The following is a 22012-nucleotide window of genomic DNA, read 5'->3' on the forward strand; positions in this document are numbered from 1 at the left end:
TGATATTCAGTCGAGGATCGGGTTTCTTTTGCTTATTTTACGATGGCTAAGAAGTCTTCTCCTTGCAAGACATCGGTTTGATTCATATCCATCACATCTAAATATTGCGGGGTATTCGTCACAACGATTGGTGTAATCGTGGATAAGCCGGCAGCTTTGATCGTATCTAGATCAAACTTCACCAACAAATCACCGCGTTTGACTTGATCGTCTTGTTTAACAAAGACCTCAAAGCCTTTGCCATCTAGTTCCACGGTATCCATACCAATATGCATCAAGACTTCTGCTCCATCCGTAGTGGTCAAACCAACAGCATGGCCGGTAGGAAAGAGCGTCGTGATGGTGCCATCTGCCGGCGCATATAAAGCCCCGACGGTCGGTTCGATGGCGATGCCTTTTCCTAATGCACCAGAAGAAAAGACTTGGTCTTTGACTTCTGCTAAGGGAACCACTTTGCCTTCTAACGGACTACTAAGGATCACTCGTTCTTTAGACGAACTATCTGTGGGTACTGCTGGCTCTTTCGCTGATGTTGCACTGGCATCGGTTGCTGGCTGATCTTCAAAACGTAAGAAGAAGGTCAAGACAAACGCTGCCCCAAAAGCGATAGCCGTTCCGATTGAAGCTGCGATCAGACCACTTAGATCTTTCGTATCTTGTGGGATAAAGGAAGGAAGACTTAGTAAGCTGACTAACCCAAAGGTATAGTTTTCGACTTGGCTGAAGCCGATGAAGGCTCCCCCGATGGCACCACTGATACACGCGGCGATAAATGGTTTTTTCAATGGCAAGGTTACCCCATACACCGTCGGTTCTGTGATCCCAAAAATTGAGGTGATCGTTGAAGAAAGGGCCAAGCCTTTCAATTTCACATTTTTTGTCATAAAGAACACTGCTAGCGCTGCACCACCTTGAGAAAGGACAGCTGGCAACAGCATTGGTACCATGGTATCGACACCGGTTTGACTGAGATTCAACATGATGATCGGCACAAAGCCCCAGTGCATGCCAAACATCACAAAGACTTGCCATAAACCACCCATAACAGCACCAGCGATCAGTGGGCTGAAGTGGTAAATGCTGTCGTAAGCACTACCTAACAAGTTTCCTAAAATCGTTCCTAGTGGACCGACGACAATAAAGGTCAATGGCGCCATGATCAAGAAGACCGCTAAAGGTACACAGATGATCTGTAAGAAGCTAGGAATGACTTTTTTAAAGAAACGCTCCACATAGCTTTGTAAAAAGACCGCTAAAATAATCGGAATGACTGAAGACGTATAAGCACTAGCACCAATAATGACCGGTAGGCCTAAGAAACTCAAGGTTTGTCCAGCCAAAGCGGTAATGTCTGGATGAACCAACGCCATCGCTAAGGAAACCGCTAGAAATTCATTGGTGCGAAACTTTTTCGCTGCAGTAAAAGCCAACATCACTGGTAAATAGGTAAACAACCCATCGGCAATCGCATACAATACGGTGTAGACCCCAGAATCAGCTGCTAACCAATTCAAGGTGACTGCCAGCGTCAAGAATCCTTTTAAGACCCCGGCACCTGCCATTGCGCCTAAAAACGGCGTGAAGATCGACGAAATAATATCCACCAGTTGATTCAACAGGTTGCCTTTGTCGCCTTTGCTGTCTGCTTCACCATCGAAGTTCGCTACTCCATTCAATTCACGGTAAACGTCGCTGACATGACTGCCGATCACCACTTGGTATTGTCCGCCGCTTTGAACGACTTGGATCACGTCGTCGTCTTGATTCAAGCGTGCCGTATCCGCTTTGTTCTCATCTTTTAATTTGAAACGCAAGCGGGTCGCACAATGCACCACGCTATTGACATTTTCTTTGCCGCCCACCGCATCGAGGACGCGAACTGCAATTTCTTTATTTGAACTCATTTTTTCAACACTCCTTTTTTAATAAAAAAACCCAGATTGAAAAAACGACCGTCCAACGAGTCTTTTCCTCGCTGACTGTTGTCTTTTCAATCTGGGTATTGCCTGCCTGACAGTAACAATCCGTTAATGATTGAATGTTAATTGGTTTGATCATTGACGACACGTTCGATATGGATCGTTAAGTAGATCATTTCTGATTCACCGATCGATTTGTCGTAGGTTTTGATCAAATATTCGTTGATCCGTTGAACCGTTTGAAACGCTTTAGGGTACTTCGATTGCACAAGGGCAAATAAAAATTCATCTTTTTCCCCCGAAAGTTCATCGCTTAAATAGCGTTGCGCAAAATACTGTAAATGCGTGGTGATCCGTTGATAGTTCAAGGAATCTGGGTTAAAGACTCGTCCATAAAAACGACTGATGATCGCCAATACGTCACGAACGATCTCTACCGCTTGCATCGTGGTTTCCATCGTACCATTTGCTTGTTCGCTATTGACGATATGAAAGGCGATAAAGCCAATTTCCGATTCCGGCAATGAAATCCCGAAGACTTTTTCAAAATAAGCAACGGCATCTGCTGCAACCGCATACTCTTTCGGATAAAATTTGCGGGTCTCAAACAACAATGGATTCGGCAGCTCAATGCCTTCACGTGCCCGAACTAGCGCATAATGGATATGATCGGTCAGTGTCAAATAAATATTTGGCGACAGCTCGATCCCCAATGACGCTTCTGCATCATCCACCACTTGCTTGACGGCTTCGACTTCTTCCACAGGAATGTCTGAAAACAATTGCTGAAACTGATTTGCGGTAAACGTATCCTTTAACACAAATTCTTTTTCGACAAAGGCTTCATCCACTGGATCGCCGACCTTCTTCTTAAACGCAATGCCACGACCCATATAGATCACTTCCTGACCGGCATCATTGGTCGAGATGACGACATTATTATTTAATATTTTCCCAATAACCATCGTTTTCCCTCACTCCAAAATAAAAAAACCTAGAATCTCCCCATTAGCGCGCTACGGTCAATTCTGGTTTTGCCTGCCGAACAGTAACAATCCTTGTAACTGAAAGAATAATAACACACCCCTGTGGCAGATGCAACCCTTTTCAATCAGAATTTCTGCAACGTGCTTTTCCTTTGTTATACCATTGAACAATTCTCCTTGCAACATCCTTCACTATCTAAACTGAGTTGTTTTTTAATAAAAAAAGGAACGGCTCAGCTGCAGCCATTCCTGATGTATCAGAGTTGCTTTCTTTGCTGTCCCATGCGCCGCTCTTTCATAGCCGTGCCTAACGTACCATAGGTGAAGACCGCGATCCCTAGCCAAATAAACGCAAAGGCGGAAAATTGGGCCAGTGAATAGGTTTCGTGAAACAAAAAGATGGCCAACAAAAGCATGATCGTCGGGTTGACGTATTGAATAAACCCAAGCGTAATGTAAGAAACATTTTTCGCGGCTTCCGCAAACAGCAACAGCGGAATAGCCGTCACGATCCCGGCACCCATCAATAAGAGATTGGTTTGCAAGGGATAATTCATAAAGCCGACGGTTGAAAATCCTAAAATATACACGAGCGCAAAGGGGAAAATCACCATCGTTTCGATCGTTAACCCAGTAACCGAACTAATGGGGATCCTTTTTTTGATCAAGCCATACGTACTAAAGGAAAAGGCCATGATCAGTGAGGCATAAGGAATCGTTCCTGTTTGGATCGATAATAAGATCACCCCGATACTTGCCAGCAGACACGCCAGCATGCCAGTACGACTAAGACGTTCTTTCAAAAAAACGGTTGCTAACAAGACATTGACTAGCGGATTGATATAATAGCCTAAGCTGGCTTGCATCACATGGCCCGCACTCACCGCAAAGATAAAGGTGAACCAGTTGATGGAGATCAGCACAGAAGCTAAAACGATCAGTCCAGCAAACACTTTGTTCTTCCACAGCAGACGCGCTTCTTGTAAAAATTGCTTTTTCTTCCCGGAAAGCAAAATAAACAGCACCATAAAAACAAAGGACCACACGATTCGGTAGCACATCGTTGCTAATGGCGAAACCCCAACGATTATTTTCCAATATAGTGTGACCAAGCCCCACAAGACATAGGCAGACAACCCAAAATAAACGCCTTTATTCTTCATTTTCTCCCTGATTTTTTTCCATGAAAACAAGTCTTTCCTGAAAAAAAATACTCCTCCTAAACCATAAGTTATCTTATTATATCGAATTTTTTGGTTTTTCATAGAGTTTCATGAAATAAATCAAGAAAAGCACCCTTCAAAGAAAGGTGCCCCTCTTTATTCCAGCGGTTCCTCCGCACCTTCCAGCCACACGGCTTCTGGTTTCTGATCACGAATCAAAAATAGCCCCGTTGCAAACAGCAGACCAGAAGCGATCGTCATCAATAAGAAAGAAACATTCATCCCGTGAAGCAGTGCACTCGTCCCCGTTAAGGTCGTGCTGTTTTGCGCCACACTATTCATGATCCCGACAAATAATGCTGTCCCGATAGCGCCTGACACCGTCCGCAAAGAAGTCAATAATGCTGTTCCATGCGCCGTCAACTGCGGCGGAATATTTTTATTTCCCCACGTCACGAAGGGCATCAACAAACAGCCTGTGGCGGCACAGCGCAACATGTTCAAGACCACTGCTACCCAAATACCCGTGTGTATATGGATGAAATACATGCCGATGTTGCTCAAGACCAGTGAGCCGCCGCCGAAAATCGTCAACAGACGGATGCCGACTTTGTCATAGATTCGTCCAGCCACCGGACTTAAAAAAGCCGAGACTAGGGAACCTGGCAAAACGACTAATCCTGAGATCGTCGCTGATTTGCCTAAAATCGACTGCACATAAAGCGGCATCAGCATCGCCGAACCCATCAAGACCAAGTAAAGCATGATACTGCCAAAGACACTGATGGCATACTCTTTTGTTTTTAAGACCCGCAGATCCAAAAATGGGGTTTCTGCTCTTAACTGACGGAAGACAAAGAAGATCCCTGCTATTAAACCGATCGCTAAGGTTCCTAAAACCGGCAAGCTGAAAAAGCCATAGCTGCCGATGTTTCCAAAGCCTAAAGTGATCCCACCAAAGGCGAAGGCACTCAAAACAAAAGAGGTCTGATCAAATTTGCTGTTGCTTACTGGCAACACATCATCAAAAACCTTTATGGCCCAAATCAATGAGATCAAAACAATCACGGCAACGATATAAAAAATCGCATGCCAGTTCAAGCGGTCCACGATCAGCCCAGCGATCGTCGGTGCGATCACAGGTGCCGCGGTGATTGAGAGTCCATACCAGCCCATCACGACACCGATGCGATTGATCGGATAAATCGATAAGAGGATCACTTGTGCCATCGCGGTCAAGATTCCATTGCCTACGGCCTGCAAAATACGAGCAAGCATCATGACTAGAAAATTGGGCGCTGTGGCACAAAGCAGCAAACCCACCAGAGCGATTCCTAATGCAGCGAGATAGAGCTTTTTGGTTGGCACACGATTCATAAGATATGCCGTCAAGGGCATAACGATCGCCATTGCCAAAGAATACCCGCTAGTCAGCCATTGGCCCGTAGTGACGGAAATCTGCAAGTCATTGACGATGGCGGGTAAAGCCGTCGTCAATGCGGTCGCCAACATGGATACGGCAATACATGTAATCATTAAATTAATAAAAATCAGCGTCCGCTGACGTTCCGTTCGTTGGACTGTTTCACTCAATCAACGTCCGCCTCCTTCTCAAGATAAAACTGTTCGATTTTTGCTAAGGCTTGACCAAAGGCTTGTTTTTCTTCTGCCGTCAAATAGGTCAGCATTTCTTGGTGCGCCTTGCTACGTTTTTCTTTCATTCGCTGTGCCTCTTCCTTGCCTGCTTCCGTCAGCGAAATCAGATGGATGCGTTTATCTTTCGGATCGACTTCTTTTTGGATCAGCCCTTTTTCAGCCAGTTTTTTTAGTAGTTCGCCAGTGGATGTCGAGCGAATCGCTAAATACGCGGCGAGATCTTTTTGGGTCAACGTCCCTTTTTCGTCCAATACCAGTAGGCAATTGAACTGTCCCCGACCTGGCATAAAACGCCCATATTTTTGTTCCGCATACCGCCGATTTAATTTATACACTTCAAACAATCGTTCCACGATTTCTTGTTCGGAAACCATCGACCTTCAGCTCCTTTCGCCTCTTCACTATTTAGATAGGTACCTAGTTAAAAGTCCGCTCTCCATTTTACATAGGTACCTATCTATTGTCAAGAAAGGATTGACATTGAGAGCGGATGCAGCAACCAAAAACGAAAAAAGCATTGAAACTTACGCTTCAATACTTTCCTCGTGGTTCTTTTTCTCCGCAAACTCTGCCAGCAGTTGCCGAACTTCATCCGTTGATTTGGTATTCATCAATTTTGCTCGCAAATCACTGGCTCCTGGGAAGCCTTTGACATAGATTTTAAAGAAACGATGCAATCCTGCGATCGAGCGTGGCACCATTTTGGCGTAATGATCCTGCAAGTCTAATTGCAGCTGTAGCAAGCCTAATAGCTCTTCTGAGGTATGCTCTTTCGGTTCTTTTTCAAAGGCATAGGGATTCTTGAAAATACCCCGACCGATCATGATTCCGTCTACGCCATATTTTTCTGCTAGCTCTAAACCTTTGGTACGATCAGGGATATCGCCGTTGATCGTCAGCTTCGTTTGTGGGGCGATTCGGTCCCGCAAGGCCACCACTTCAGGAATCAATTCCCAATGGGCATCGACCTTGCTCATTTCTTTGCGGGTTCGTAAATGGATCGAAAGGTTAGCGATATCTTGTTGCAGGACATGGGTCAACCAGGCTTCCATTTCCCCTAGTTCGGTATAGCCCAAACGCGTCTTGACGCTGACCGGCAAGCCGCCAGCTTTGGCTGCTTGGATCAGCTCAGCAGCAACTTCTGGTCGCAAGATTAAGCCGCTGCCTTTGCCTCGTCCGGCAACGTTTGGCACTGGACAGCCCATATTTAAGTCAATCCCTTTAAAGCCCATCTCGGCTAATCCGATACTCATTTCACGGAAATACTCTGGCTTGTCTCCCCAAATGTGGGCTACCATCGGTTGCTCATCTTCGGTGAAGACTAAACGTCCCCGCACACTGTCGCGTCCTTCTGGATGACAGTAACTATCGGAGTTGGTAAATTCCGTAAAGAAAACATCTGGTGCGCCGGCAGCTTGAACGACATGCCGAAAAACGACATCGGTGACATCTTCCATTGGTGCTAGAATAAAAAAAGGCTTCGGCAATTCAGCCCAAAAATTTGTTGTCATGATTTACGCTCCATTTCTTTGTCCAAGGATCTTATTTTATGACCCTACTTGCAAAACAAACCCCATTATACTAAGAATGAGTCAAAGAAGCAAAAGAGCAAGACGACACCCGTCGGTGCTTCGCCTTGCTCTTTTGCAACAGACGCTTAATACTGCCGAATAACTGGTGGTTCGTAAGCTTGAATAAAGACTTCCAGCTCCTGGGTTGTTTGCGCAAAGCCGATTTTTTCGCGATCGGCCTGCGTCAAGAACTCATTTTCCACCATGTTATCATACAAGGCTCTCGTTGCGCGGTAAAAGTTGTTCACATCATAAAAAGCACAAGGATTCGGGTTTTGACCGATTCTTGACCACGAGATCATCTCCGTGATTTCTTCCAGCGTCCCGGGACCACCTGGCAGTGCGACAAACGCCTGCGACAATTCGAACATTTTTCGTTTTCTTTCTGACATCGTCTCGACGACATGGAGTTCGGTCAATCCAGGATGTGCTAGTTCCCGATCTTTTAAAAAGGTTGGGATCACCCCGATCACCTGACCGCCATTTTCTAAGACAGCATCTGCCAGCACGCCCATCAAGCCCGCTTTTCCGCCGCCATAGACCAGCGTATTTTGCCGTGAAGCGATCCACTGCCCCAATTCTTGGGCGGCTGTTGCAAAACTAGGTTCATTACCGACACTGGCACCACAATAGACTGCAATTTTCATAAAACTCTCCATCATCCTTCTCAATCATTTTGAAATAGTATATCATGATTCTGATAAAGGTTCTGGGAAAGGATGGAAAAAAAATTATGAACATTGAGGAATATCAACGATTTATCAGTGACTTCTACAAAGCCCGCAACTGGTATCAATATGATCCGTTTATTCGGGCGAATTTTTTAGCAGAAGAAGTCGGGGAAGTGAGCCGTGCCATTCGGACATTGGAGATTGGCCGTGACCGTCCCGATGAACAAGAAGGCTTGCCGGAAGAAAAACTGGCAAATCTGACGGAAGAATTGGGCGATGTACTGGATAACTTATTTATTCTCGCCGATAAATACGATATTTCTCTGGAAACAATCATGCAAAAACACAAAGAAAAGCTTTTGTCTCGCTATCAAATGAACCAAGAGACAGAAAAAAACAGCTAACGGGCGACTTGTTGCATAACGGGCAGCGGCAAAGGTTGCTTTTCCCAAATACAAAAAACCAACGTTTCTGTGGTCAATCGGCCAGTGAAACGTTGATTTTCTTCTATTATATAAAAAGTTGGTTCTCCTTTTTATGGGAATAGGAGGTGTTTATTGTGCCATTTGCTCTACCAGTTCTTCCAAACCAGTCAAGGCTTGGTAGCCGTAGCCAAAGAGATAATTGTAGTCCATGCTGTAGACTTGTTTGTTTTTGATGGCTTTCATGCTAGAGAGTTTGTCGTTTTTATATAAGCCTTCAATGATTTCTTGACCGGAAACACTGCCTTCGATCGTTGACCAGTCGCCGACGATCAAGACATCGGGATCCGTTTCGATCAAAGTTTCGACACTGACTTCCCCTGAATAGTCTTGAAACACATTGTTCAGTTTGATCATATCAAAGTTGCTATTGAAAAAAGACTCGTCCTGAGCGGCATAGACACTGACAACACTAGGATCAGACATAAAGAGATGGGCAAAGGTTTGCTCTTCTTTGTCTGCTACTTTTTCTTCCAAGGCACTCTGACGATCCTTTAATTCTTTTTCAAAAGCAGCGGCTGCCTCAGGGACATTGAAGAGCTTACCAAGGTTTTCAATGTCTTGATAAACAGAATCAAACGTCGCCCCAGTGACAGAGGTTTCTTGGACATAAGTCGGAATGCCCATCTCATTCAAGGAATCAACGGTGCCGACGCCCCAATCTTGGTTATCGAAAAGTCCCCCGCGGCCAAAAATCAAATCTGGATCCACACTTAAGGCTGTTTCTTTACTGATATAGTCGCTGCCCAGGTCGTTGAGTTCTGCGTAATCGGCAGCAACTTCCTCATCAGCGGCACCAAAGGTTGCACCGACACCCGCAATCTGATCCTTGAGGCCGAGATGCAGCAGCAATTCCGCTGCTGGTCGTGTGTTGGCAACGACTTTTTTTGGTGCCTCATTAAAGGTTTGATCCTTGGCGGTCCATTGCGTGCCGCCTTCTGCTTTGGTGTAGTTGCTGATGGTTAAGGGATACGTACTTTCTGCCTGTGAGGAAGAAGCCGAAGTTCCTTCATCCTTCGTATTGCCGCAAGCGCTTAATGTAAAGACTGCCAATCCTACCCCAATCATTTTTCCCCATTTATTCATCTGTTTGCTCCTTTTCAAAATAATAATGAAACCCTAATCCGCCTGTGATCGGATGATGGTAAATACTGCATTTCACGCCATAGATTTCTTCGATCAGTTCTTCTGTCAGCAGCGTTTCTGGTTCGCCATACCCTACGACCCGACCATCTTTTAAGGCATAGATGATGTCGCAATAGTTGGCTGCTTGTTCCAAATTATGCAGCGCCGCCAACAAGCCAATCTTCAGATGCTTGACGGTCTCTAAGATTTCCAGCTGGTAACGGATATCCAAATGATTGGTCGGCTCATCGAGAATCATAAATTTCGGTTCTTGGGTGATGGCACGAGCAAGGACGACCCGCTGTTTTTCGCCTCCTGATAATGAGAGGTAGCTGCGTTTTCTGTAGGCACTTAACCCTGTTTTGGCTAAGGCTTCGGTGACCAGCTCATGATCGGCTTTGGTGTCTTGTTCCAACAACCCCTTGTGGGGCGTGCGGCCTAAAAGCACCATCTGTTCTACTGTTAAATCAAAGCTCAACTCATTGAACTGACTGACGACGCTGACTTGCTGGGCGACTTTTTTTTCGGAACTTTTCAAAATATTCATCTCACCCAAATAAATTTCGCCGCTGTCAGGTTTCAACGTTTTGTAGATGGCTTTTAACAACGTGGACTTCCCACTGCCATTAGACCCAATCAAACCGACAAATTGCCCTTGTGCGGTTTGGACGGAGATGTCTTTTAGAATCTGCTGATCCCCGATCGTCAGATTGAGCTTTTCAACTGCCAATTTCATCTCGTCACCCCCCAAAGTTGTATTGTCGTTTGACAATGATATAGATAAAGATCGGTGCGCCAATCAGCGCTGTAATGATCCCGATCGGCAGTTCGACTCCTTGCAGGGTCGAGCGGGCGATCACATCCGCCCAAATCAAAAACAACGCGCCTGTCAAAGCGGTCAAAGGCATCAACAGGCGATGATCCGAGCCGCTGACTCCACGTACGATATGAGGAATGATCAAGCCGACAAAGCCGATCATCCCAGAATTCGCAACGATGATACTAGTTAATAGCGCTGCTAGCAGCATGTAAAAACGCCGATAGAAGGTCAGCTTGACCCCTAAGGTGGAAGCAACTTCATCCCCCAGCAAAAGCGTATTCAAAACACGGTATTGCGTCAGGAAGAACAGCGTGATCAAAGAAACCAGAACCACGATAAAGCCCAATTTATTCCAAGAAGCCGAGGCTAGGCTGCCCATCGACCAAAACGCTACGGTCTTCATCCCTTCTGCATTGCTAGCCAGATAGATGATCAAGTTTGAAACAGAGCTGCATAAGGCACTGACGATCGTCCCCGACAGCACAAGTTTTGTGGAAGTCATTTTCCCACCGATACTGGCAAGCAGCAGCACCAAAATAGTCGCAATCCCCGCTCCTGCAAAGGCGCCAAACGATAAGCCCAGCTGCAAGATTAGCGCCGAGCCGCCAAAACCGACTAAGATGGCAAAGGTCGCCCCTAAGGATGCGCCGGAAGAGATCCCTAGGATATATGGATCTGCCAGCGGATTTTGGACCACTGCCTGCATCACTGCCCCGCTGATCGCTAACCCCATCCCCACAAAAATAGAAAGCAAGACCCGCGGTGCCCGAACAAACCAGACGATATTGATGTTTGCGTCTGAAATGCCTGAAAGATCACCAACCAACCCGTGGCTGATTTTATAGAAGAGAATTTGGTAAACTTCGCCAAGGGTGATATTGGCTTGGCCGTTTGCCAAAGCAACTCCTGCAGATAAGAGAATGGCGACAACTAAAACACAGCAAATGATTGTCGACACCATCCAACGATTTGATTTAATCAACCCTACCGACATGTGATTCTCCTTTATTCAGCACGAACTCCTCTGATTTCACAGCAAAAACAACCTGAGTGTTGCTCGCCGCCATCATAAAAGAAGCATCTGTGCGTTTTTTCGCTTATAAAAGTTCTTCTCATGAAAAGCGCCAAAGCCATGTGCTGCTTTGACATCTATTTGCAAATGAGAATCACTCTCAATGAATAGAGTCATTATAAGGAACCTTTTGTGAAATGTAAATAATTTTCTGAAAATTTCCTTAAATAAGAGTTATTCTAATGTTCTTGATTGATTGGGCGTTTTCCTCTTCATTGACCTATCGAAAACACGGTACCCGTGAAGAAGCGAATCCTTTGGCATAATAATCCAGTGTTTTTTTAATGATGAAAAAAAGACAGACTTCATTTTGTACGAAGTCTGTCTCCAGTCTGATGCCTATGCTCAGGCAGGCTTGTTCTTGCTAGCTTCCCTTTGTTCGAACGTGAAACCTATGCGTTGCCAAGGATTTGTTGATTCAACGAAATCATCTCCAAAAGACCTTGAGCGGCTTCGCTGCCTTTGTTGCCAGCTTTGGTTCCCGCCCGTTCAATGGCTTGTTCGATCGTTTCAGTCGTCAACACACCAAACATGATCGGAATGTCGGCATTCAGACCAATTTGGGCTACGCCTTTCGCCACTTCATTTGAGATCAATTCATAGTGGGTCGTTGCTCCGCGAATCAAGGCACCTAATGTCACGATCCCATCGTATTGCTTGTGGTCAACGATTTTTTTGGTAATATACGGAATCTCATAAGCACCTGGAACCCAATACACATCGATGTTTTCTGCTTTGACTCCATGACGCAACAAATTGTCTTTGGCGCCTTCCACTAACTTGGAAGTGATAAACTCGTTGAATCGTGAGACCACGATCCCTACTTTGACTGCCTCTCCCTGAAACGTTCCTTCAAATACTGTCATCGCTCATTCTCCTTTGGTTGATTAAATAGATAGGTAATGGTGAAACTTTTCTTTCTTCGTTTTCAAATAGCTGCTGTTTTCTTTATGCGCAGGCATCTCCAGCGGTACCCGTTCTGCTACCTTAATCCCTAAGCTTTCTAATTCCTTCACTTTGTCAGGGTTGTTGGTCATCAATTGAATCTCCTGCACTTCTAAGGAACGTAAAACATCAGCGGCAAACGTGTAATGACGGGCATCTGCTGCAAACCCTAATGCAATATTTGCTTCATAAGTATCCATGCCTTGTTCCTGCAGCTGATAGGCACGAAGCTTGTTCCGCAAGCCAATACCGCGGCCTTCTTGGCGTAGATACAAAATCGCACCGCGGCCTTTTGCTTCGATCTGCCGCATCGCTTCTTGCAGCTGTTCGCCGCAATCACAGCGATGAGAGCCGAAGACGTCGCCTGTTAAACACTCTGAATGGATCCGTAGTAACAGCGGCTCGGTAGTATGTTGAATCTCGCCTTTGGCTAGTAAAAGGTGTTCATTGCCGAATTCATCTTCAAATAAGGTCAATTGGAACGCCCCATAAGCCGTTGGCAGATCCACCGTGATAGGTGCAGTTCCTCGTAGATATTCCGCCAACTCATCAATGGTCAAAAACGGCAGCTGCCATTTTTCTGCTAATTTTTTCAATTCTGGGACCCGAGCCATTGTGCCATCTTCATTTAAAATCTCACAAATGTAGGCTGCTTCCACGCTGCCAGCAAGCTTTGCTAAATCCACAGCCGCTTCTGTATGTCCTCTGCGTTCCAACACGCCGCCAGGTTGAGCGGTCAATGGGAAGATATGGCCAGGGCGATAAAAATCCGCAGCCTGTGACGCAGGATCAGCCAACTTTTCAATCGTCACTGCCCGGTCTTTCGCAGAAATTCCTGTACTCGTCGTCACGTGATCGACACTGATGGTAAACGCGGTGCCAAAGGCATCCGTATTATTGGCGGTCATCTCAGGCAATGCCAGCTTTTCAGCGATCGCTTGTGAGATGGGTGCACAGATCAAGCCGCGGCCATAAGTCGCCATAAAATTGACAGATTCTGGCGTTGCGTATTCAGCGATCCCAATCAAATCTCCTTCTGATTCCCGATTTTCATCATCGGCGACAATCACTAAGCCGCCCTTTTTTAACCATTCCACTGCTTGTTCTACTTTATGCATCGTCTGCCTTCTTTCATTTTCGTTGGTATTTGACATATTTCCCGATCATATCCGTCTCGATATTGACCCACTCCCCTTGTTTCAACTGCCCCAGCGTCGTCTGGTCTTTGGAATGGGGGATCAAGCTAACGGAAAATGCCTGTGCCGTCGTCTGGGTAACCGTCAAACTGACGCCATTGATCGCAATCGACCCTTGCGGAATGATTTCCCCTTGCACACTGACAGGATAAGCAAACGTCAAGATCAAGGCATTTTCCAACTGCTTTTTCTGGATCAAACGGGTCGTTACATCAATGTGGCCTGCGACAAAGTGGCCTTCAAAACGCTGCGTCGCTGCCATCGCTCGCTCCAAATTGACTTCGGCACCCACCGAGAGTTGTTTAAAGGTCGTTCGTTGAAAGGTTTCCGGCATGATATCCACCGTAAACGTCATCGCTTGTTTGGCGATCGCCGTCAAACACGTCCCGTTGATCGCCATGCTGTCTCCGATCTGGTAATCCGCCAGCAAGCCTTCCGACGCACTGCAGGTTAGCTGGATCGTGCGGCTTTGCTTGCGGATCTCTTTGATGCGGCCTTTTTCCTGAATCAATCCTGTGAACATTCCTCTTGTCTCCTTCCTCGGATGCAAACATCTTCCCCAACTGCTGTCACCGTCACCTCTGTTAGCTGCTGCAGCTGTTTCGGGGTACGTTCACTAGTAAAACTTGCGAGACTATTGCCCCCAAGAAACTTTGGCGCCACATAGGTAATGCTTTCTTGCCACAGTCCGCTGGCTAAAAAGGCATCATGGATCGCAGCGCCTCCCTCCACGTAAAGCGATTGGACCTGTCGTGTGGCAAGCTCCTTCAACAATGCAGCGATCGTCAACTCTTCCAGCTGGATCACTGAGACATGCGCTGGCAAATCACTGACAGCTGCCTGCTGCGTAAAAATCCACACAGGTGCCGAATCGTCGGCAAACAGTGCCAATTGGGGTTGCGACAGCGTTCGTCCCCGACGGTCTACCACGATGCGAATCGGCGGAAAGCTGGTTTCAATCGTGGTCAATAAGGTGGGATCATCCGTCAACACCGTCTGACTGCCCACTAAGATCCCTTGGTAGTCCCCACGTTCTTGATGAACGTTTTGCCAAACCGCTGAACCAGTGATCGCATTGCGGGTCTGCGCATCATGAGCGATCCGACCATCTAAAGTGATCGCTTGCTTCAATGCCACGTAAGGTAGCTGATGCTGATGGTAAAAATTATAGTGTGGATTCAAACGGCGCACTTCTGTTTCTTCGATACCCACCAACACTTCGATGCCCTGATTTTCTAAAAAGCGCTTGCCTTGTCCAGCCACGATCGGGTTAGGGTCTAACTGGCCGACGACTACTTTTTTGATGCCGCTGTCGATGATCAGCTGGGTGCAAGGCGGCTGTTTTCCTTGATGGTTGCAAGGTTCTAACGTCACGTATAAAGTCGAATTGATTAGGTCTTCGGAGGAATGGCATTGTTCGATGGCGTTTCGTTCCGCATGGGGCTGCCCATAGACTAAGTGAGCCCCTTTGGCAATGACCCGTTGCTCTTTGACGATCACAGCGCCCACTAGCGGATTGGTAAAGGTTTGGTAACGCCCTTTTTTGGCTTCTGCGATCGCCAAACGCATGTATTCGTTATGCATCTTCCTTCCTCCTTTCAATAAAAAAATGCCTCGTGAGAATCTCACGAGGCATAGACAAACAAGACCGGCAAAAAATCAATTTTAGACGCACTGCGCCCCTTGAAATTTTGTGGTTTTTCTTCTCCCATCCAGACTTTCACTGTCGGTGCCAGATTCACACTGGCTCCACCGCATAGCTATGCGGGTCACGGACTTCAAGCATTGTACTTGTCACCGTCGGTCGGGAATTACACCCTGCCCCGAAGAATACTATTCAATTCATGTGCATTTTAGCCCGACCATTTTTGTTTGTCAATAGGCCTGATTACAAGCCAATAGGAATTCCTCTTGGCTTTTTCTTTTGGCAATCCCAAAGAAGCGACAGCAGAAATCCCTTGTCGTTCCGCCATTTTCCTAAGCTGCAGCAAGGCGATTTTGCCTGTAAAAAAATACGAGAAAACCTAGGTTAAATATTTTTTCTCGAACGAAGCCATTTATCGAACTCCGTCACGAGTAAGACGACCATCCCAGAAGCTGCTGAGATGACCCAGCCGATCAAGGACATGTCCTCCGTATGAAAGGCGCTTTGCATAAATGGAACATAGGTCAATAACAGTTGCAGAACCAGCATTACACCAATGATCACGAACGCTTTTGGATTGGTGAAGGAAGCTTTAGAAAACGCTGGTGCACTGGTACGGATGTTGAACAAATAGAAAATCTTACTCAAGACCACGATATTGACCATCATGGTACTGGCAACGGCTTCGCTGACGCCTTGCAGCAAGAGCCAGTCATGAGCGATCAAACTGATGACTGCCATCAAGATCGACACATACGCCATCTGCCAAATATCGTGACGATTCAACAATTTATTGCCTGTCTTTCGCGGCTTGCGGCTCATGATCCCAGACTCTGCTGGTTCAAAGATAAACGCAAACTGGATCGTAATAGCAGAAACCATGTTGATCCACAGCAGTTGTGTCGCCTGCAGCGGCAATTCTTTTTGCATCATGATCGTAAAGGCAATGATCAGCCCTTCGGCAAAAGATGTCGGCAACAGAAACAGAATGCTCTTTTTGATGTTGTCATAGATCCTGCGTCCTTCGCGAATCGCTAAGGACATGGTACCGAAATTGTCATCGGTCAAGATCATATCAGCAGAATCTTTGGCTACATCCGTGCCGCTGATCCCCATCGCTACACCGATATCCGCCCGCTTCAACGCCGGGGCATCGTTAACGCCGTCCCCTGTCATCGCCGTGACTTTGCCTTTGGCTTGTAGCGCTTTGATAATGTCCAATTTATTTTTCGGCGTGGTTCGTGCAAAGACTTGATTCGTCAAGGCAGCATCTTGAAATTCAGCTTCACTCATCTGATCCAACTCGGCACCTGTCACGACGTGAATCTCATCCGCTAAGCCAAGCTTTTCCCCAATCGCTTTGGCGGTCAGAGGGTGATCCCCAGTAATCATTTTCACTTGAACACCGGCTTGGTTCATTTCCTTCAGGGAGGCAATCACTTCTTCTCGCGGCGGATCGATGATCCCGGCGATCCCTAGTAATTGTAGCCCTTGCTCAAAAATCGTTTCATCAATGTGATCAATCGAAACTTTCTGATAGCCCACCGCTACCACTCGTTTGCCTTCTGCCGACAAGCGGCGAACATGACCTGTCCAATAGGCTTCATTAGAAGGTGCCGCTTGTTTTTGCACCATTTCAAACAATTTATCTGGGGAGCCTTTAACAAATAGCAAGCGTTCCCCCGCAGGGTTTGCCACTAGTTTCGCCATGTAGCGGTTGTCCGAATCAAAGGGCAGCATATCCAGCTCTTGGTAAGCAGGTGCTTGCGGATAGGCAAATTGCTTATGATACAGCGTCAAAAAGGAGCCGTCTGTTGGTTCCCCATTGATCGTCCAGTGATTTCCTTCTGGCACCAATACCGTATCGTTGGCTTCGTAGCCAGCTTCCAAAAACAACTGCAAGATGTCTTGCGTGCGAACGTCCTCCTGCTTTGGACGAATCACGCCCACCGGCGCATAGCCGTCACCCGTCACTTCATATTCCTGCTCAGCCAATACGATGTCTTTGACCGTCATTTCATTTTTGGTCAGGGTACCGGTCTTATCCGTCGCGATCACATCCACTGAGCCTAGCGTTTCAACCGCCGGCAGTGTTTTGATGATGGTGTGCTTGTTTTTTGCCATGTCGCTGACACCCATCGCCAAAACCACCGATGTCGTTGCTGGCAATCCTTCTGGGATCGAGCCGACGATCATGGTGACGACGGCTAAGGACAAGACAGAGATCGCGTAGGTTTGCTGGAACAAACTGACGATAAACAGCAAGACCGCCACGCCCATGATCACATAGGTGATGCCTTTCCCCAGCCCATCGATTTCTTTCATCAACGGCGTTTTTCGTTCTTCCGTTTGATTGACTTCTGTGGAGATTTTCCCGATCTCAGTCGTGGCGCCGGTAGCGATCACGATTCCTTTCCCGCTTCCTGACGTCACGGAAGTCGAAGCAAACGCCAAATTCCGTTGTTCTGCTAATGGGGTTGCTTCATCCACTAAGGCATCTGTTATTTTTTCCACCGAATCGGCTTCACCAGTCAAGGCGGATTCTTGGATACGCAAGTTGTCGGCTTCGATGATCCGCAGATCCGCAGGCACATTGTCACCGGCTTCTAAGAATACAACATCCCCCGGAACGACTTCGGCAGCTGGAATGTCTTGCCGAATCCCATTCCGATAGACCGTGGCTTCTGCTGATAGCATCTCTTTGATCCGCTCTAACGCATCGGAAGCATTTGCTTCTTGGTAATAACCGATCAACGCATTGACCAGTACGACGATGCCAATGATCACGGCATCAGAGAAATGCCCCATCAGCAGCGTTAAGATGGCGGAGAAAATCAAAATGTAGATGATCGTGTTATGGAATTGCCGCAGCAGCAACCGCCACTTGGCGGTTTTTTTAATCGCTAATTGGTTCAATCCGTAGGTTTCTAACCGCTCGGTTACTTGCGCCTCAGTCAATCCCTGATCGATAGAGGGCACCTGATACTGTTCGATTGTTTCTGACACTGATAATTGAAACTCTTTTTTATTCATTTATTCTTCTTCCTTTTCTTTTTTCATTGATGGATAACGCAAATAAGCCCCTTATTTAGAAACTACTCCTAAATAACGCGCTGTTGTTGGTCTCCTATTCAATTAAAAAGTAAGGCAAGTCAAAATAGTGTTTCTGCTCACCGTCACTCGAGTCGCTTGACATTCGTTTACCACCCCCTCTAAAGTTAGCAATAAGCGTAACAAACTATTTTTCCAAAGTCAAGAGTCATCGCTTTCATAGCAATGAAGGGGCATCTCAAAGTTTTACGAAAAAAAAGCCGCACGACAACGATTCGCTGCCGTGCAGTTCCTTCAGTACATTCTCTTCAAGCCCAAAGGCACGCCTTAAAGCTGATCCAGTGCCTCGCTGATCGGTGTTTCTCCTGCTTGGACTTTGATGACTTTTTGATAAGTTGCTGGACGTTCCAGCATTTCACCTAACAAGACGGCGACATCCTCGATCGGGATCGCACCAGAGGTCGTTTCACTGATCTCGATCAAACTAGATCCTGGTGTTTCTTTCAACGCACCCGGCTGCAAAATCGTATAGTCTAGTGCGGTATTGTCGATCAGCCAGCGATCAGAGAAAAATTTGGCGATCGTGTAATCCATCAATGACGCCATGCCTTCCCTTTGCCACTGTTCAGGTTCTAAGGCATAGGCTGAGCTAAGGTGGATGTAGCGCTTGATTCCTTTTGATTCAGCGGCTTGCATCACTTTGACCGCACCATACAGATCAGATTGCAGCAAGTCTTTGCCTCGGGAACCCGCCACGAAGTATACCGCTTCCGCATCTGCGAATTTGGCCGCCATCTCTTCCGGTTCCGTGTGTAAATCAAAGAACACGGGCTTGATATTCTCCGTTTCTGTGATTTTCTCACTGCTGCGCGCACCAGCATAAACGATGTGTCCTTGTTTTTCTAGAAAGGCGATCAATTTTTGGCCCACCCGTCCGGTAGCACCAACGACAAAAATCTTCATTTTCTTTACTCCTCTCGACTCTTTTTCCAACTCTTGCTAGTATCATCGTAGGACAAAAACCTAGATCCAACAACTATTCTGTTTCTAAACGAAGGAGAAAAAGGCACAGCACAAACCAATTCTTGCTATTTTTCCCCATAGAAACCCATGTTTTTAAAAAAACACCCAAAAAAATGAAAAAAATTTTCTCAAACGATTGACAAAGCCTTGACTCTTTTGTAGACTAGGTAGAAATAATTTAAATATTTAGAAAATTCCAAATAAAGAAAAGGACGGTGGCGTATATGACCCGCACCAATGTTAGCAAACGAATTATTTTATTATTATAGCCGGGACTGTTTGATTTATACATTCAAAGAGTCCCTATTCACATTGCATCCAAAAAGAAGATCAACTTCTTGAGATGGAGTGTTTTTTTATACCCATTTTCAAGGAAGCGGCCTTTTGCAGGCTGACACATTGATGTCAGATAGATCCGAAAACGCTCGTTGAACAACTGCTGCCGATTCCCCACGGTTATGCACTGCACTTATTCTAAAGACCCCTTCTGTTTGAACACTTGATTGGTCATGCAGAAAAAGGAAGGATGATTTTTTCTTATGAAAACCGTCAACACGATCGCTGCTTTTGTAAACAAGTATTTGATCTATATCATGATTTTATTGATGATCGTCTCTTATTTTTTCCCGCAACCCTTCTTATGGATTCCGCCTCGTACAACGATTCTTCTGAGCATCATCATGTTTTGTATGGGGATGACTTTAAACGTTGCTGCTTTTAAAATGGTCGTCTTACAGCCTAAAGCATTCATCTTAGGAGTGCTTTTCCAGTTCACCATCAGTCCTTTGGTTGCTTACGGCTTAGCGCAGCTGTTTGGTCTTTCTTCCGGTTTGATCATCGGGTTTGTCCTACTAGGTTGCGTTTCTGGTGGAACCGCCAGCAATGTCATGACCTTTATCGGCAAAGGCGATGTCGCCCTCACCGTTTCCATGACCACGGTATCGACCTTGTTAGCGACCGTCGTTACCCCCTTTTTGGTTTACATCTTGGCTGGTCAGTATACTGAGATCTCCTTCTGGGAAATGCTCTTGTCTGTATTGCAGATGGTGCTTTTGCCGATCATTTTAGGGGTGATCGTCCACAAACTCATTGCCAAGCACATCGAGCGATTTCTGCAATCATTTGTGTTGATTTCTTCCGTTAGTATCTTATTGATCGTTGCCGGAACTGTCGCTCGCAACGGTGCCGTCATCGTCCAATCTGGCTTGATCGTGATTTTCTTAGTCTTGCTCCATAACTTGATCGGCTACGGTGCAGGCTATGGTCTGAGCCGTGTGATGGGCGTCAGTGCCACCCAAGCCAAATCCATCATGTTTCAATTAGGAATGAAAAATACCGGCCTAGCGATCTCGTTAGCCAATGCCCACTTTGCCGCCATTGCTGCAGCCGTTACCCCTGCCGCAGTCGGCATGGTGATCCATCAAATTACCGGACCAATTTTAGCCAATCTCGTGGCCAAGAAAGAAGGAAAACAGTATGAGTCAAAGTATCTTTTTGCCAAACTACACAATCGGGGCGGACGCCTACGAAAAAGTAAATGAGATCGTAAAACCATACGGCACCAATGCCGTGATCATCGGCGGAAAAACCGCCCTTGAAAAAGCCGAAGACAAGATCAAAGCCGGTTTAACGTCAGCAGTCAAAGTGACGGATACCTTGTGGTACGGCGGCAACTCGACCTATGAAAACGTCGATCAGCTGTTAGCCAATCCAAGCGTCCAAGCCGCCGATGTTCTATTCGCCGTTGGCGGCGGCCGCGTTTGCGATACCGTCAAAGTGGTTGGAGAAAAAGCAGGCAAACCAGTCTTCACCTTTCCAACGATCGGCTCCAACTGCTCACCAGTCACCGCGGTCTGTGTCATCTATAAAGAAAACGGCGAGATGCAAGGGCTGTTTTTCCCTTCGCAACCACCGACCCATGCCTTTATCGACAGTGAGATCATCGCCCAGGCCCCCGACAAGTACTTATGGGCAGGAATCGGCGATGCCCTCTCCAAAGAGATCGAATCGACGTTTTCAGCGCGGGGCGATGAGTTAGACTACACCGATGGGTTAGGCATCCAAATCGGCAAAATGTGCACGGAACGCTTATTGCAATACGGCACACAAGCCTTGAAAGACAGTGCCGCCAATCAGCCATCTTATGCCATTGAGCAAGTCGTCTTGGATATCATCGTGACTACCGGCTTAGTTTCCGTCTTAGTCATCAATGATTACAACTCCGCCCTTGCCCATTCCTTTTACTACGGAACGACCGTTTTGGAAAAAATGGAAGACTATTTGCATGGTGCTTCCGTTAGTTACGGTGTTTTGGCCTTGTTGCAGCTCGATCAGCAAGAGGCCCTCTTCCAGCGCATCTACGCCTTTATGAAGGAAAACAAACTGCCGGTTTGCTTAGCAGATATGGGTCTTAACGCCACCAGCGACCTTGAGGCAATCTTAGATAAAGCAATGACCACCAATGATATCGTCCACGTGCCTTATGAGATCACGCGAGAAATGTTCAAACAAGCAATCTTAGACGTAGAAGCCTACCATGCCAAACAAAACCAAGCGTCATTGGCAGCTGCGAATTAAATGAAGCCCTCCAGCAATTCGTTGCTGGAGGGTTTTTGTATGGCCTTTTTTTCTCTTACGTTTGATTGCAGTCGGTTTGGATTTCATAAAAAATATTCATAGCAAGTTAA

Annotated in this window: 19 protein-coding genes and 1 riboswitch; of the genes, 3 read left to right on the forward strand and 16 right to left on the reverse strand. The window is 46.4% G+C overall.

Annotated features, from left to right (window positions below; genetic code table 11):
- Window positions 1–32 precede the first annotated feature (32 nt).
- The 7 genes from IGI94_RS15055 to IGI94_RS15085 all read right to left on the reverse strand — a co-directional run bounded on the left by IGI94_RS15055 (window position 33) and on the right by IGI94_RS15085 (window position 7942).
- Window positions 33–1904 carry a beta-glucoside-specific PTS transporter subunit IIABC gene (locus IGI94_RS15055; RefSeq protein ID WP_016620311.1) on the reverse strand — a complete coding sequence of 624 codons (1872 nt, stop codon included), beginning with the start codon at window positions 1902–1904 and terminating at the stop codon, window positions 33–35.
- Window positions 1905–2041: 137 nt separating this feature from the next.
- The gene (licT, locus tag IGI94_RS15060; protein ID WP_005233287.1) at window positions 2042–2884 is read right to left on the reverse strand and encodes a BglG family transcription antiterminator LicT; all 843 of its coding nucleotides are present in this window, start codon (window positions 2882–2884) and stop codon (window positions 2042–2044) included.
- 278 nt (window positions 2885–3162) lie between these two features.
- Complete coding sequence (gene rarD, locus IGI94_RS15065) at window positions 3163–4068, reverse strand: EamA family transporter RarD (RefSeq protein ID WP_008380213.1); 906 nt, start codon at window positions 4066–4068, stop codon at window positions 3163–3165.
- Window positions 4069–4224: 156 nt separating this feature from the next.
- Window positions 4225–5661, reverse strand: a complete 1437-nt coding sequence (locus tag IGI94_RS15070; RefSeq protein ID WP_042890890.1) for an MDR family MFS transporter — start codon at window positions 5659–5661, stop codon at window positions 4225–4227.
- Window positions 5658–6098 carry a MarR family winged helix-turn-helix transcriptional regulator gene (locus IGI94_RS15075; protein ID WP_086316644.1) on the reverse strand — a complete coding sequence of 147 codons (441 nt, stop codon included), beginning with the start codon at window positions 6096–6098 and terminating at the stop codon, window positions 5658–5660. Before IGI94_RS15075 ends, IGI94_RS15070 begins: the two co-directional genes overlap by 4 nt.
- Before the next feature lie 150 nt (window positions 6099–6248).
- Window positions 6249–7235, reverse strand: coding sequence for a tRNA dihydrouridine synthase (locus IGI94_RS15080; RefSeq protein ID WP_005230648.1), 987 nt, complete (start codon window positions 7233–7235; stop codon window positions 6249–6251).
- A gap of 146 nt (window positions 7236–7381) precedes the next feature.
- Window positions 7382–7942, reverse strand: a complete 561-nt coding sequence (locus tag IGI94_RS15085) for a TIGR00730 family Rossman fold protein (protein ID WP_008380221.1) — start codon at window positions 7940–7942, stop codon at window positions 7382–7384.
- An 86-nt stretch (window positions 7943–8028) separates the two neighbouring features.
- Here IGI94_RS15085 and IGI94_RS15090 point away from each other — a divergent pair, with 86 nt between their 5' ends.
- The gene (locus IGI94_RS15090; RefSeq protein ID WP_034872892.1) at window positions 8029–8370 is read left to right on the forward strand and encodes a MazG nucleotide pyrophosphohydrolase domain-containing protein; all 342 of its coding nucleotides are present in this window, start codon (window positions 8029–8031) and stop codon (window positions 8368–8370) included.
- A 150-nt stretch (window positions 8371–8520) separates the two neighbouring features.
- Here IGI94_RS15090 and IGI94_RS15095 read toward each other — a convergent pair whose 3' ends face one another.
- The 9 genes from IGI94_RS15095 to IGI94_RS15135 all read right to left on the reverse strand — a co-directional run bounded on the left by IGI94_RS15095 (window position 8521) and on the right by IGI94_RS15135 (window position 19265).
- A complete protein-coding gene (locus IGI94_RS15095; protein ID WP_005233274.1) occupies window positions 8521–9534 on the reverse strand; it encodes an ABC transporter substrate-binding protein in 1014 nt (337 codons plus the stop codon).
- Window positions 9527–10309: an ABC transporter ATP-binding protein gene (locus IGI94_RS15100; RefSeq protein WP_086298790.1), complete on the reverse strand. Its 783-nt coding sequence runs from the start codon at window positions 10307–10309 to the stop codon at window positions 9527–9529. The genes IGI94_RS15095 and IGI94_RS15100 overlap by 8 nt, the downstream gene beginning before the upstream one ends.
- 4 nt (window positions 10310–10313) lie before the next feature.
- Window positions 10314–11387 carry a FecCD family ABC transporter permease gene (locus IGI94_RS15105; protein WP_086316645.1) on the reverse strand — a complete coding sequence of 358 codons (1074 nt, stop codon included), beginning with the start codon at window positions 11385–11387 and terminating at the stop codon, window positions 10314–10316.
- 470 nt (window positions 11388–11857) lie between these two features.
- Window positions 11858–12331 carry a 6,7-dimethyl-8-ribityllumazine synthase gene (ribH, locus tag IGI94_RS15110; protein WP_005230622.1) on the reverse strand — a complete coding sequence of 158 codons (474 nt, stop codon included), beginning with the start codon at window positions 12329–12331 and terminating at the stop codon, window positions 11858–11860.
- 21 nt (window positions 12332–12352) lie between these two features.
- Window positions 12353–13564 (reverse strand): 3,4-dihydroxy-2-butanone-4-phosphate synthase, encoded by a 1212-nt coding sequence (gene ribB, locus IGI94_RS15115; RefSeq protein WP_086316646.1) that lies wholly within the window; start codon window positions 13562–13564, stop codon window positions 12353–12355.
- Window positions 13542–14129 (reverse strand): riboflavin synthase, encoded by a 588-nt coding sequence (locus IGI94_RS15120; protein ID WP_005233260.1) that lies wholly within the window; start codon window positions 14127–14129, stop codon window positions 13542–13544. The genes ribB and IGI94_RS15120 overlap by 23 nt, the downstream gene beginning before the upstream one ends.
- On the reverse strand, window positions 14114–15190 hold the full coding sequence (ribD, locus tag IGI94_RS15125) for a bifunctional diaminohydroxyphosphoribosylaminopyrimidine deaminase/5-amino-6-(5-phosphoribosylamino)uracil reductase RibD (RefSeq protein WP_086316647.1): 1077 nt from the start codon (window positions 15188–15190) through the stop codon (window positions 14114–14116). Before ribD ends, IGI94_RS15120 begins: the two co-directional genes overlap by 16 nt.
- Window positions 15191–15302: 112 nt before the next feature.
- A riboswitch (FMN riboswitch) is annotated at window positions 15303–15441 on the reverse strand.
- A gap of 194 nt (window positions 15442–15635) precedes the next feature.
- Window positions 15636–18284 (reverse strand): HAD-IC family P-type ATPase, encoded by a 2649-nt coding sequence (locus IGI94_RS15130; protein ID WP_086316648.1) that lies wholly within the window; start codon window positions 18282–18284, stop codon window positions 15636–15638.
- 345 nt (window positions 18285–18629) lie between these two features.
- A complete protein-coding gene (locus tag IGI94_RS15135; RefSeq protein WP_008380239.1) occupies window positions 18630–19265 on the reverse strand; it encodes an NAD(P)H-binding protein in 636 nt (211 codons plus the stop codon).
- 599 nt (window positions 19266–19864) lie between these two features.
- Between IGI94_RS15135 and IGI94_RS15140 the strand changes: the two genes are divergently transcribed.
- Complete coding sequence (locus tag IGI94_RS15140; RefSeq protein ID WP_005233246.1) at window positions 19865–20866, forward strand: bile acid:sodium symporter family protein; 1002 nt, start codon at window positions 19865–19867, stop codon at window positions 20864–20866.
- On the forward strand, window positions 20802–21902 hold the full coding sequence (locus IGI94_RS15145) for an iron-containing alcohol dehydrogenase family protein (protein ID WP_005233244.1): 1101 nt from the start codon (window positions 20802–20804) through the stop codon (window positions 21900–21902). Before IGI94_RS15140 ends, IGI94_RS15145 begins: the two co-directional genes overlap by 65 nt.
- The last annotated feature ends 110 nt before the right edge of the window (window positions 21903–22012 follow it).

Source organism: Enterococcus sp. AZ149, from assembly GCF_051714285.1.
Taxonomy (GTDB): Bacteria; Bacillota; Bacilli; order Lactobacillales; family Enterococcaceae; genus Enterococcus_D; species Enterococcus_D entomosocium.

Excerpts from the sequence above, each read along its gene's own strand:
- IGI94_RS15055 (WP_016620311.1), bottom strand. The coding sequence starts at position 1,904 with ATGAGTTCAAATAAAGAAATTGCAGTTCGCGTCCTCGATGCGGTGGGC.
- licT (WP_005233287.1), bottom strand. The coding sequence starts at position 2,884 with ATGGTTATTGGGAAAATATTAAATAATAATGTCGTCATCTCGACCAAT.
- rarD (WP_008380213.1), bottom strand. The coding sequence starts at position 4,068 with ATGAAGAATAAAGGCGTTTATTTTGGGTTGTCTGCCTATGTCTTGTGG.
- IGI94_RS15075 (WP_086316644.1), bottom strand. The coding sequence starts at position 6,098 with ATGGTTTCCGAACAAGAAATCGTGGAACGATTGTTTGAAGTGTATAAA.
- IGI94_RS15080 (WP_005230648.1), bottom strand. The coding sequence starts at position 7,235 with ATGACAACAAATTTTTGGGCTGAATTGCCGAAGCCTTTTTTTATTCTA.
- IGI94_RS15085 (WP_008380221.1), bottom strand. The coding sequence starts at position 7,942 with ATGAAAATTGCAGTCTATTGTGGTGCCAGTGTCGGTAATGAACCTAGT.
- IGI94_RS15090 (WP_034872892.1), top strand. The coding sequence starts at position 8,029 with ATGAACATTGAGGAATATCAACGATTTATCAGTGACTTCTACAAAGCC.
- IGI94_RS15095 (WP_005233274.1), bottom strand. The coding sequence starts at position 9,534 with ATGAATAAATGGGGAAAAATGATTGGGGTAGGATTGGCAGTCTTTACA.
- IGI94_RS15100 (WP_086298790.1), bottom strand. The coding sequence starts at position 10,309 with ATGAAATTGGCAGTTGAAAAGCTCAATCTGACGATCGGGGATCAGCAG.
- IGI94_RS15105 (WP_086316645.1), bottom strand. The coding sequence starts at position 11,387 with ATGTCGGTAGGGTTGATTAAATCAAATCGTTGGATGGTGTCGACAATC.
- ribH (WP_005230622.1), bottom strand. The coding sequence starts at position 12,331 with ATGACAGTATTTGAAGGAACGTTTCAGGGAGAGGCAGTCAAAGTAGGG.
- ribB (WP_086316646.1), bottom strand. The coding sequence starts at position 13,564 with ATGTCAAATACCAACGAAAATGAAAGAAGGCAGACGATGCATAAAGTA.
- IGI94_RS15120 (WP_005233260.1), bottom strand. The coding sequence starts at position 14,129 with ATGTTCACAGGATTGATTCAGGAAAAAGGCCGCATCAAAGAGATCCGC.
- ribD (WP_086316647.1), bottom strand. The coding sequence starts at position 15,190 with ATGCATAACGAATACATGCGTTTGGCGATCGCAGAAGCCAAAAAAGGG.
- IGI94_RS15130 (WP_086316648.1), bottom strand. The coding sequence starts at position 18,284 with ATGAATAAAAAAGAGTTTCAATTATCAGTGTCAGAAACAATCGAACAG.
- IGI94_RS15135 (WP_008380239.1), bottom strand. The coding sequence starts at position 19,265 with ATGAAGATTTTTGTCGTTGGTGCTACCGGACGGGTGGGCCAAAAATTG.
- IGI94_RS15140 (WP_005233246.1), top strand. The coding sequence starts at position 19,865 with ATGAAAACCGTCAACACGATCGCTGCTTTTGTAAACAAGTATTTGATC.
- IGI94_RS15145 (WP_005233244.1), top strand. The coding sequence starts at position 20,802 with ATGAGTCAAAGTATCTTTTTGCCAAACTACACAATCGGGGCGGACGCC.